Origin of the sequence: uncultured Collinsella sp., assembly GCF_959026545.1 — a bacterium.
GTDB lineage: Bacteria > Actinomycetota > Coriobacteriia > Coriobacteriales > Coriobacteriaceae > Collinsella.
Genome location: NZ_CAUFLV010000029.1, coordinates 1 through 10,805 on the forward strand (window position 1 = coordinate 1; position 10,805 = coordinate 10,805).

Consider the following 10,805-nt stretch of genomic DNA (forward strand, 5'->3'; position numbering starts at 1 on the left):
GCATGACCGGCCTCGAGACCGCGCTCGGCCTGGTGATCACCAACCTGGTCAAGACGGGCAAGATCACCTTCGCCCGCATGGTCGAGCTCATGGCTATCGAGCCCCGTAAGATCCTCGGGCTCGATCAGGTCACGATCGCCGAGGGCAGCGTCGCCGACCTCACCGTCTTCGATGCCGATGTCGCTTGGACCGTGTCTGAGGACGATTTCGTCAGCCACGCCAAGAATTCCGGATTCAAGGGCGCTGAGCTCACCGGTCGCGCCACGGATGTTTTCGTGGGTGGAAAGCGCACGCTCGCCAACGGCGTCGTTTGCTAAGATAGCTGTATCTGCATAGCGCGGCCCCTCGATTTGTCATTGCGGGGCCGCGCGTACATCTTGACCATGCACCGCATGGGGAGGGGAGCATATATGCCGAATCCTTCACCTGCGCGCATGCACGATTTCGAGGTCGTCACGAACGAGAAGATCGCCGATGGCATCTTCTCGCTCGTCATTTTGGCCCCGCGTCTCGCATCCGCGCTCAAGCCCGGCCAGTTCGTCAACGTTCGCGTGCCCGGCGATGCCAGCGAGCTGCTGCGCATTCCGCTGAGCTATGTCGCGGCTGATCCGCAGGCAGGTACGGTAGAAATCTGGTATGCCGTTGTGGGTAATGGAACGCAGCGCATGTCGGAGTGGAAGCCCGGCTTTAAGAGCGACCTTCTTGGCCCCGGGGGCCATGGCTGGTGCGTGCCCGAGGATGCCAGCCGGGTGCTCGTGGTGGGCGGCGGCATCGGCGTGCCGCCGGTGCTGTGCCTTGCGCGTGATCTCGCGGCGGCGGGTGTTGCCGTTGACGCCTGCGTGGGCGCGGCGACGGCCGACAAGCTCGTGGGCGTTGAAGACTTCGAGGCTCTGGGTTGCGGCACGGTTCGCGTTGCCACCGACGACGGTTCTGCCGGCAGCTGCGGCTTCTGCACCGATCCCGCTGCCGAGCTCTTGGCCGCCGGCGGGTACGACTACGTGGCCACATGCGGTCCCGGTGTCATGATGAGCAAGGTCGCCCAGGCGGCAGCGGATGCCGGCGTCTATTGCGAGGCGTCTCTCGAGCGCATGATGAGCTGCGGGTTTGGCGCCTGCAGCACGTGCAACGTCGAGACGACCTCCGGCATGCAGGGCGCCTGCATGTGCGGTCCCGTGTTCGATGCATCCAAGGTGGTGGTCTGGTGAGCCAGGTGAATATGGCCGTCGATTTCGGCGGCGTCAAGATGAAGAACCCCATTAACACCGCGTCGGGGACGTTCGGCCAGGGGTGGCAGTTCTCCGAGCTCATGGACGTGAGTCAGCTCGGCGCCATCACCACCAAGGGTTGTGCGGCGGAGCCCTGGCCGGGCAATCCCGCACCCCGCATGACCGAGGTCCGCGGCGGCATGATGAATTCCGTGGGCCTTCAGAATCCCGGCGTGGAGGCCTTCGCGCGCGATTACGGTCCATGGCTCGACGAACTCACGGGCAAGGGGACGCAGGTGATCTGCCAGGTTGCCGGTCACTCCACGGAAGAGTACGTCCGCGCCCTCGAGATGTTCGATGAGCTGTGCCCGTGGGCGGCTGGCTTTGAGATCAACGTGAGCTGCCCCAACATCGCAGCTGGCGGCGCCGCCTGCGGCTCGACCCCCGATGGCGCCGCGGAGGTCATGCGCGCGTGCCGTAAGGTGACCGATCGCCCCCTGTTCGTGAAGATGGCCCCCGTTCGCATTCCCGAGATCTCCCGGGCGCTCGAGGCGGAGGGAGCTGATGGCCTTACCGTCATCAACTCCATTCCCGGTATGGCGATCGATGTGCATACGCGCCGCTCCAAGCTCTCCAAGCCCACGGGTGGTTTGTCCGGCCCGCTGTGCCATCCCATCGCGGTGCGCATGGTGTGGGAGGCCGCCAATGCGGTCGATATTCCGGTCTGCGGCGTCGGTGGCGTCATGACCGGTGAGGATGCCGCCGAGTTCATCTTGGCCGGCGCTTGCTGCGTCTCGGTTGGCATGGCGAGCTTCGTCGAGCCAGACGCCTCTGTGCGCATCCTGCGCGAGCTCGAGGAGTGGGCGGAGAGCCAGGGCGTTCGTGATATCAACGAGCTGATCGGAGCCTTTGAATGCTAGAGGCGGACGCCCGCGACCGCGTTATCGTCGCCATCGACTGCGACCGTACCCGCGCCCTCGAGCTTGCCGATGCCCTGTCCGGGCACGCCAAGTGGCTCAAGGTGGGCATGACGCTCTTTTATGCCGAAGGTCCGCAAATCGTTCGCGAGTTCAATGAACGTGGGTTCAAGGTTTTCCTGGATCTTAAGTTCCACGACATCCCGCATCAGGTGCGCGGAGCCGCTCGTTCTGCCGCGCTCGCCGGTGCGAACCTATTGTCCGTGCATGGTTTGGGTTCCGGTGCCATGCTCGCGGCCTGCCGCGAGGGGGCGGAGGAGGCTGCCGAGATTCGCGGTAGTCGTCCCAAGCTCGTTGCCATCACCGTGCTCACGAGTATGAACCAAGATGCCCTGACGCAGATCGGCGTCGATTCCCCTGTGGCCGATGAGGCCGCCCGTCTTGCGTCGCTCGCGCAGGCCAACGGCATCGACGGTATCGTCTGCTCTCCCATGGAGGCACGGGCAATGCGTGAGCTGTTGGGGCCGGATGCGCTCATCGTCACGCCCGGGGTCCGTCCCGCTGGTGCGGAGCTCGGCGACCAGTCCCGGGTTGCAACGCCCGCTCAGGCCATCGAGCGTGGTGCGAGCCATATCGTGGTGGGGCGTCCCATCACAGGGTCAGAGGACCCCGTTGCCGCATACGAGGCGATCGTCGAAGAGCTGGTACGGGGCGTGAAGTAATGATGGAGCGGGCACCGTGCCTGTCCAAACGGTGTCCGCATAGCCTTTAAACAGGCATTTCTCGGTTCTTTTCTCCGTTTTGCTTGCATTTCGCCAGTGCATGGACTACCCTAAGGAGCCGTTAAAGGTTCAAATGCGCACGTAAATGCCCATATTGGAATCTTAATTCGTATGAGTAACCCGTTATTGGAGGTACACATGGCGCTTCCTCAGCTCACCGATGAGCAGCGTAAGGCCGCTCTCGAGAAGGCCGCTGCCGCCCGTCACGCCCGTGCCGAGCTTCGCGAGAAGATCAAGAAGGGCGAGACCACGCTCGAGTCCGTTCTTAACTCCGACGACCCGATCGCCTCTCGCATGAAGGTCTCCACGCTCATCGAGTCCCTTCCTGGTTACGGCAAGGCCAAGGCCGCCAAGATCATGGACGAGCTGGGCATCTCCGCCACCCGTCGCGTCCAGGGCCTCGGCGTCCGTCAGCGCGAGCAGCTCATCGAGCAGCTCACCAAGTAAGTGGGTCTCATCGAGCCAAAGCTCTTTGTGATTTCCGGGCCGTCAGGCGCAGGGAAGGGTACGCTGGTCGCGCGCGTTCGCGAACAGATGCCTAACCTGGGTCTGACGGTTTCCGCTACCACGAGAGCTCCGCGCGCCGGCGAGGTGGACGGCGTGAATTACTATTTCCTGACCGACGATGAGTTCTCCGCTCGGATTGAGGCCGGCGAGTTCATCGAGTGGGCACAGGTGCACGATCATCGGTATGGCACGCTTGCCAGCGAGGTCGAACGCAATCTGGCCACCGGTCAGTCCCTCATCTTGGAGATCGACGTGCAGGGAGCGCTCGCCGTCAAAGAGCGGTTCCCCCATGCCGTCCTCATCTTCATCGAGCCCCCGTCGCTCGAGGTTCTGCGTGAGCGCTTGATTGGCCGCGGATCGGAAACGTCTGAGTCTCTCGAGCTTCGCCTGCATACCGCCGAGAGCGAGATGCATCTGCGTGATCGCTACGACGAAATCGTGGTAAACGATGACCTCGATCGCGCGACTGAGGAGCTCATTGCCGTACTGCATCGTCACGAAAGGAACTGATTCCAGTGTCTGTTGTGAAGCCCGCCATCGATGACTTGCTGGAGAAGACCGACCACAACCGGTTCCTTCTCTCCGCTCTTGCGTCCCAACGCGCAAGCGATATCAACAACATGTTGCGCGGCCAGCACAATCGCGTGCTCGCTGTTCAGGATACGGATGACCTGACCGTGCTGCTCTCTGGCAAGGACACCATCTCCATGGCCATGGAGGAGATCGTTGATGGCACCATCTCCTATGACCACGCCCGCTATGAGGCCGCCCTTGGCCACATCGACCCGTCGGAAGCGTAGATGGCCAGCCGCGTTTGCCTGGTGCACTATCACGAGATAGGACTCAAAGGCAAGAACCGAGCTCGGTTCGAGCGCATCCTCATGGACTCGTGCAAGGCGGCTTTGGCCGCCTTTTCCGTTTCGTGCGTGACGCGCATTTCCGGGCATATCCTCATCACCTTCTCCACCAAGGGCGAAGCCGAGCGCGCCATGCCGCTGATCGCTCAGGTTCCGGGTGTCGCACGTTGCTCTCTCGCGTTTCATACCAACCGTGAGCCCTCCGAGTACTGTCGGGCGGCGATCGACGCGCTTGCAGAGTTCGGCCCGTTTGACACGTTCAAGGTTGCCGCCCGCCGATCGAACACCGATTACGAGCTCACGAGTATGGACCTCAACCGACAGGTGGGCGAGGCGCTTTGCCTCGCGTATCCCGAGAAGAAGGTCCAAATGCGCGAGCCCGATGCCACTGTCCACGTGCTGGTCGTTCAGGGCAGCGTCTATGTGTACGCCAAGAGCATGCGGGGTGTTGGCGGCCTGCCCCAGGGTAGTGCCGGCAAGGTCGTGACGCTGCTCTCCTCAGGTATCGATTCTCCAGTCGCCACGTGGCAGCTCGCCCGTCGCGGCGCGGTTGTGGTGCCCATCCACTTCTCAGGTCGTCCACAGACCGCCGATACGAGCGAGTACCTCTGTCAGGACATCATCGAGCAGCTTGCACCTGCGGTGCAGATCGGTCGCATGTACGTGGTGCCTTTTGGCGACTGCCAGCGCGAAATTTCGCTTAAGACACCCTCCGACCTACGCGTTATCATGTATCGCCGCGTCATGTACGCGGTGGCCGAGCGCATTGCGAAGATCGAGGGGGCAAAGGCGATTGTCACGGGCGAGTCGCTGGGACAGGTTGCCTCCCAGACGCTCGAGAACATCATGGCCGTAAACGAGATTGTGGACATTCCGGTTTTTCGTCCGCTCATCGGATCCGATAAGCAGGAGATCATCGAGCGCGCCAAGCAGATCGGAACGTACGAAATCTCCTGCCAGACGGCGCCCGATTGCTGCACCTTGTTCATGCCCCGCCGTCCCGAGACGCATGCGAAGCTCGACGCCGTTCACGAGGCGTGGAACATGTTCGATCACGAGACGATGATCGATTACCTGGTTGAGCACGTCGAGTACGTTGATTTTACCGCTCCCGTCTATAAGCGGCCGCGTGCGATGCGCGAGCGTCATGACGAACTGGCGCCGCGTTTTCTCCGTCCGAAGGCCGATGCGCCCGAAGACCTTGCAACGGAATGATTTCCATGCTGCCGTAGGTAGGCTGATGCGAACGGGGTTGAGACGATATGGTCGTTTCGACCCCGTTCTGCTTTTGGAGCCATCCCTACCGAGATCGCGGGCCCTCCCGCCCTTGGTCCCATGTCCATCCCATCGCGAAGCCCTTGCCTTTTGCGGGCAGGAACCTTGCCTGACGTGTCAGTCGCGTGCCTGAGCCCTCAACAGAGCATTGAAGACTTTCTAAAAAACTCCCGAACTCATCGTGCGGGCACTGCAACGATGGATGGGGGAGGTGGTGACATGGCTCAGGTTGAAAAGAAGCGTGTGGCCCTCGCAACGCGCGTCGCGCTGTACCTGCGTCAGAGACCGATCGCGTGCTTCGCATTCGCACTGGTGACAGGACTGGTACTGGGGTCGGTTGGACTTGGGATGCTCTTTGCCGGGGGAGTCGCGAGAGATGGATTTGCCTCGGCTGATGGGGTTGAGATACGACGCGATGTCGACTCGGATAAAGGCACTGACATCGATTCTGGGGACACGGATGAAACGGAGGCCGATGGTGCGGGAGCCGATGGGGAAACAGGGGACTCGCTCGACGACATCATCGTTGATGTTGCCGGGGCGGTAACGGAACCAGGCGTCTTTGAACTCGAAGCGGATGCGCGTGTGGGCGACGCGATCGCCGCCGCGGGGGGAGCTCTTGGCGACGCTGATTTGTCGCGAGTTAATCGCGCGGCTAGGGTATCGGATGGACAGCAGATCTACATTCCGCGTGTTGGTGAGGAGCTGTCCGAGAGCGCGCTTGCGGGCGGATCTTCATCGGGAGATGGCGCGTCGTCGACGGGAGACGGAGATGCGGGTGGCTCCCTCGTGGACATCAATACAGCAGGCGAGGCGGAACTCGACGAGCTGCCGGGTATAGGGCCCTCGACAGCGCGTTCAATCATAGAAGACCGCGACGCGAACGGACCCTTCTCCACCATCGAGGATCTTATGCGTGTGAGCGGCATAGGGGAGAAGAAGTTCGAAAAGCTCAAATCGGGCATCTGCGTGTGATGGCGATGCGCGGGGGCGTAGTTGAGAAGCCCGTACGTCCGTATATTCCGCCCACGGCCTTTTTGGCGATCGGGTCATGTGCATCCGCCGCATGCGTCATGCAGATAGGTTGGACGCGGCGGGCACAAGTGACGGTTGCGCCTTGGGGCACCATCGGGGCGTTGGTCGTTCTTGGATGCGCACTGGCACTGTTCGCATGGCGTTTCATAGCTCGTTGGGAGGGGACCGCTCATGGAGATGACGAGGGGTCATTTCCCGGTCGCTACGTGCGTCTTTCGCTGGTGTTTGCCGGCGTTGGGTGTGCGGTTGCTGCTGCGATCTCGGGCGTGGAGCTCGCCGGTTGGGAGCATCGCCTGCACATGGCGGGGTCTGCATCGGTAAGCGCCTGGCAGTTCGTCACCATAGGAGACCCGAGTCTCGGCGAATACGGGGCATCCTCAACTGTCGAGTTGGTTGACTCCGGTATCCCTACCGGCGTTCGGCTAAGAGCGACCACGGGACGCACCGTCGAATCCGGTGCGGCGCTTAGGGTTGTCGGGCACATCGAGCGGTTGGAAGAAGGTGATTGGGCACGCGGGAGGTTCATGAGGGGCGAGGTGGGAGTTCTCGATGTCGCCACGGTTTTGGAAATGGAAGAGAATGCGTCTAGCTCGCCCGTCGCTGTGGCGCGCACCGTTGCGCTTTCCATCCTTGATTCAGCGTGCGGTCCATCCCGGGCCTTGCTGGCTGGTACGGTTTGCGGGCGCGTGACGGAGCTCGCGCGGGAAGACGCGTACGATGCGTTCTCTCGCTGTGGCCTCACGCACCTTGTCGCCGTGTCTGGGAGTCATCTGGCTTACATCTCCGCGATGCTTGAGATGCTGCTGCGGCGCTTACGCTGCGGGCGCGCGGCAAAAAGTGCGGCGCTTCTGGTAGTCATGGCGCTGTACGTGATGTTCACCGGGGGTGCGCCCTCTGCGCTCCGGTCGGTCTCGATGGTCGGGCTGGCTACGGCAGCAATCCTCGGTGGGCGTCGATCGCACGCCCCCTCTGCCCTCGCTCTCACGGTGACGGCCCTCGTCTGGCTCAATCCGGGAGTTGTGTACGATCTTGGGTTCCAGCTCTCGGCGCTCAGCGTCTTGTTCATCGGGGTGCTTGGCCGGTATGTCTCGTATGCCCTCGCGTGCCTTCGCCTGCCGACCGCAATTGCCGAGCCGCTCTCCCTCTCACTTGTCGCGCAGTGGGCGACACTCCCTGTAACCCTGCCGGTGTTCGGTGAGGTGTCGCTCATCGCGCCATTGGCGAATCTCGTTGTGGGGCCGGTGATGACGGGGCTGCTGATGGCGGGTCTTGGAGCGACGGCAGTCGGGGAGGTGGTGTATGGCGTGGGTGTGCTTGCGGATGTGCCGGAGGCGTTGATCGCTCGTGTTGCCGATGCGGTCTTGTGGCTGCCCGACGCCCTGGCGCAGCTCGCCATCTTTCTCGCGCGGCTCTTCGCCGCCGTTCCCTTTGCATCGATGACGGTTGTCGCTCCTTGGTGGTTGCCGGTACTTGCATACGGTGCGGCGATTGTGGTCTATGTGAGGTGGCGCGATGCCTCGGCGCGTCGAGTCTCTTGCATCATCGGTTTGCCGGCGTTGCTGCTCGTGGCGCATATCCTGCGATGGTCGATGTACGCCCCGGCACAGGTCGCGATTCTTGACGTGGGACAAGCCGATGCCATTCTCATTCGCGATGGCTCGAGGACCATGTTGGTCGATGCGGGCGTCGACAATGCCGTCGTAGAGGCGCTCGCGCGAAACAACGTGTATGCGCTGGACGCGGTGGTCGTGACACATTGGGATCGCGATCACTGGGGCGGTCTCCCCGATGTGCTCGACGCCATGCCGGTCGGCCAAATCGTCGTTGCCTGCGGCGCATCCGCGCATGCGCCTTCCGAGCTCTCAAGCGTCTCTCAAGAGATTGTCGAGGTGCAAGTAGGCGATGTGATCCGTGTGGGGGAGTTCGCCTGTAGGGTTGTATGGCCCCAGGGTTTGGTCTCTGGTGAGGAAAATGCCGACTCCCTCTGCTTGGACGTATCGTATGGCAATGGTGAGGGGGCGAGTCTGGACATGCTTCTTACGGGTGATACGGAACAAGATGAGCTTGCGGAATACGCGGATGAGGTGGGGGATATCGACGTGCTCAAAGTGGGTCATCATGGTTCGGAGATCGCTGTTGCCGAGAAGCCGCTTGAGCTGCTGGATCCCGAACTCGCTGTGGCGAGTGCGGGCGAGGGGAATTCCTACGGCCATCCCGATCCGGTGTGCGTGTCACTGCTCGAACGAGCCGGTGCGCGTTTTCTGTGCACCAAGGACGTGGGCGATGTGATCATTCGTCCGGGAAAGACGGGTCCTGTCGTTAAGACCCAGGGGATTCAATGACGGGAACGAGGAAGGTGAAGGGCCGGAATGCCGGTATTCGGCATCCGAGGAACTCTTCAAGGTCCGCATCGGGGTATAGTTGATGAAATTCTCCGCCCGTCAGGGATACAGCGCCTGACGTGTCGTTTCGAAAGGGGCGCGCATGGCCGGGCAAGGTCTGTTGCCAGGATATTTGATCGTGGGATCCGACGAACTCAAGAGCTCGCGTGCCGTCGAGCGTATGCGTGCTCGCCTGGGGAAGTCAGGCATGGTCGAGTTCAACCTCGATGAGCGCGATATGACCAAAGACCCGCAGGTCGACGATATCGTCGCCTCCCTCAACACCTTTCCCATGGGGGCTGAGTTCCGATTGGTCATTCTGACCAACTGCGACAAGCTCCCTAAGGCGATGAGCGAGCCCCTTGTCGAGTATTTTGCCAATCCGTCCCCGACGACCGTGTGCCTGGTGGTGGCCACCACTCTTGCCAAGAACACGCGCTTGTATAAGGCGATCAAGAAGCTTGGCGATAAAGCGATTATCGACTGTGCGCCCAAAAAGACATGGGAGATGCCGCCCCAGGTGGTCAAGATGGCAGCAGCTCATGGGAAGGCGATGGGCCTTCCCGCCGCCGAGGCGCTGGTTGCGCGCTCGGGAGAGAACACCAGGATGCTTGACAACGAGCTCAAGAAGCTCGCGTCCATGGTCACAGGGTCCGAGATAACGCTTGCCGATATTGAGCGACACGTTATGCGGACCGCCGAGGTCAAGCCTTGGGAGTTCTTAAACGCCGTTGCCGCGCGAGATCTTGTGCGTTCGCTGGAGTTGCTCAAGCTCCAGCCGGCAAAGAGCGAGGTCAGGCTGTGGTCCTTGCTCGTCACACGTCTGCGCGAATTGATCATTGCGAAGTCCCTCGACACCCGAGGGCAGGGGAGCCAGCTTGCCACCACGTTGGGCGTCCAGGGTTGGCAGGTCAAGAACCACCTTTCATGGGCGCGACGCTGGCGCATGGACGAGCTGCTCGAGGCCTTGTCCCAGGCGATCGAGGTCGAGCTTGCGCTCAAGGGTTCGCGCGACAGCGAGCTGGCGTTGCGTATGTGGGTCATCTCCATGACCAGTCGGTAACTGCAGGGCTCGGGATGCCAAACTGGTCCGACGAGGTGTCGTTGCATGTGCGGTCATCGTCATGGGCAGTTGATAGGTTCGGACATGGGAAATGGCAAGTGGCCCCGGCGGCTCGCACGGATCGCATATGACCGTACGGGCTCGCATCTTACTTGTGAATTCCGCAAGTAACCTGCACAATTACGCAATGCGGCTTGCGCCGCGGCTGGACCGCGTGTAAAATACTCGCCCGTATGACCTCAACAACCGTGTCTCAGAGGCCGGATAGTAAGACCTTGTAAGTACCCGAAAGGAACCGAACCCGATGGCAAACATCAAGTCCCAGAAGAAGCGCATCCGCACCAACGAGATCGCTCGCGTCCGTAACAAGGCGATCCGCTCCGAGCTCAAGACCGTGATCAAGCACGTTAAGACCGCCGTCGAGGCTGGCGACAAGGCTGCTGCCCAGGCTGCTGCCACGACCGCCTACCGTAAGCTCGACAAGGCCGTTGCCAAGGGCGTTATCCACAAGAATCAGGCTGCCAACCGCAAGTCCGGCGTCCAGAACCTCGTGAACAGCCTCTAGGTCTTCGCGAACAATTCGCTTTGCGACGGGTCCCGTTCTCACGGGGCCCGTTTTTTGCCGCGACTCGCTTTCGGGACGTGCTGGCGCGTGTCGGGGCGGGGCTTGAGCTTCGGACACTCCTCACGCAGGGTTTGGTAGCACAACTCGACAAAACTTCATGAAATGGGCGTGCGGCAGAAATCTTGGAGACCGGGGCCTCCGTCCTTAGGCCGCCAGCC

The 10,805-nt window shown here is 61.8% G+C and carries 11 protein-coding genes and 1 pseudogene; all 12 read left to right on the forward strand.

What is annotated here, in order from left to right; translation table 11 throughout:
* A pseudogene (locus Q5Q88_RS09020) lies at positions 1–317 on the forward strand (amidohydrolase family protein); the annotation flags it as partial.
* A 117-nt stretch (positions 318–434) separates the two neighbouring features.
* Entirely contained in the window at positions 435–1,205 is a 771-nt protein-coding gene (locus Q5Q88_RS09025) for a dihydroorotate dehydrogenase electron transfer subunit (RefSeq protein ID WP_118653750.1), read from the forward strand.
* Positions 1,206–1,216: 11 nt separating this feature from the next.
* Positions 1,217–2,125: a dihydroorotate dehydrogenase gene (locus Q5Q88_RS09030; RefSeq protein ID WP_199588902.1), complete on the forward strand. Its 909-nt coding sequence runs from the start codon at positions 1,217–1,219 to the stop codon at positions 2,123–2,125.
* Positions 2,119–2,844, forward strand: coding sequence for an orotidine-5'-phosphate decarboxylase (gene pyrF, locus Q5Q88_RS09035; RefSeq protein WP_118653691.1), 726 nt, complete (start codon positions 2,119–2,121; stop codon positions 2,842–2,844). The genes Q5Q88_RS09030 and pyrF overlap by 7 nt, the downstream gene beginning before the upstream one ends.
* Before the next feature lie 198 nt (positions 2,845–3,042).
* The gene (gene mihF, locus Q5Q88_RS09040) at positions 3,043–3,351 is read left to right on the forward strand and encodes an integration host factor, actinobacterial type (protein ID WP_118653690.1); all 309 of its coding nucleotides are present in this window, start codon (positions 3,043–3,045) and stop codon (positions 3,349–3,351) included.
* A complete protein-coding gene (gmk, locus tag Q5Q88_RS09045) occupies positions 3,352–3,921 on the forward strand; it encodes a guanylate kinase (RefSeq protein WP_118653689.1) in 570 nt (189 codons plus the stop codon).
* Positions 3,922–3,926: 5 nt separating this feature from the next.
* Positions 3,927–4,211, forward strand: coding sequence for a DNA-directed RNA polymerase subunit omega (locus Q5Q88_RS09050; protein WP_118653688.1), 285 nt, complete (start codon positions 3,927–3,929; stop codon positions 4,209–4,211).
* Complete coding sequence (thiI, locus tag Q5Q88_RS09055; RefSeq protein WP_302743116.1) at positions 4,212–5,483, forward strand: tRNA uracil 4-sulfurtransferase ThiI; 1,272 nt, start codon at positions 4,212–4,214, stop codon at positions 5,481–5,483. It begins immediately after the preceding gene.
* Positions 5,484–5,762: 279 nt separating this feature from the next.
* Entirely contained in the window at positions 5,763–6,518 is a 756-nt protein-coding gene (locus Q5Q88_RS09060) for a helix-hairpin-helix domain-containing protein (protein WP_302743118.1), read from the forward strand.
* 128 nt (positions 6,519–6,646) lie between these two features.
* A complete protein-coding gene (locus Q5Q88_RS09065) occupies positions 6,647–8,920 on the forward strand; it encodes a DNA internalization-related competence protein ComEC/Rec2 (protein ID WP_302743120.1) in 2,274 nt (757 codons plus the stop codon).
* A gap of 142 nt (positions 8,921–9,062) precedes the next feature.
* Positions 9,063–10,022, forward strand: a complete 960-nt coding sequence (gene holA, locus Q5Q88_RS09070; protein WP_118653684.1) for a DNA polymerase III subunit delta — start codon at positions 9,063–9,065, stop codon at positions 10,020–10,022.
* Between the two features lie 304 nt (positions 10,023–10,326).
* Positions 10,327–10,587 carry a 30S ribosomal protein S20 gene (rpsT, locus tag Q5Q88_RS09075; protein WP_118653683.1) on the forward strand — a complete coding sequence of 87 codons (261 nt, stop codon included), beginning with the start codon at positions 10,327–10,329 and terminating at the stop codon, positions 10,585–10,587.
* Positions 10,588–10,805: the final 218 nt, after the last annotated feature.

Bases quoted from the DNA above. Each gene is read 5' to 3' on its own strand.
- Q5Q88_RS09025 (WP_118653750.1), top strand. From the start codon at position 435: ATGCACGATTTCGAGGTCGTCACGAACGAGAAGATCGCCGATGGCATC.
- Q5Q88_RS09030 (WP_199588902.1), top strand. From the start codon at position 1,217: ATGGCCGTCGATTTCGGCGGCGTCAAGATGAAGAACCCCATTAACACC.
- pyrF (WP_118653691.1), top strand. From the start codon at position 2,119: ATGCTAGAGGCGGACGCCCGCGACCGCGTTATCGTCGCCATCGACTGC.
- mihF (WP_118653690.1), top strand. From the start codon at position 3,043: ATGGCGCTTCCTCAGCTCACCGATGAGCAGCGTAAGGCCGCTCTCGAG.
- thiI (WP_302743116.1), top strand. From the start codon at position 4,212: ATGGCCAGCCGCGTTTGCCTGGTGCACTATCACGAGATAGGACTCAAA.
- Q5Q88_RS09060 (WP_302743118.1), top strand. From the start codon at position 5,763: ATGGCTCAGGTTGAAAAGAAGCGTGTGGCCCTCGCAACGCGCGTCGCG.
- holA (WP_118653684.1), top strand. From the start codon at position 9,063: ATGGCCGGGCAAGGTCTGTTGCCAGGATATTTGATCGTGGGATCCGAC.
- rpsT (WP_118653683.1), top strand. From the start codon at position 10,327: ATGGCAAACATCAAGTCCCAGAAGAAGCGCATCCGCACCAACGAGATC.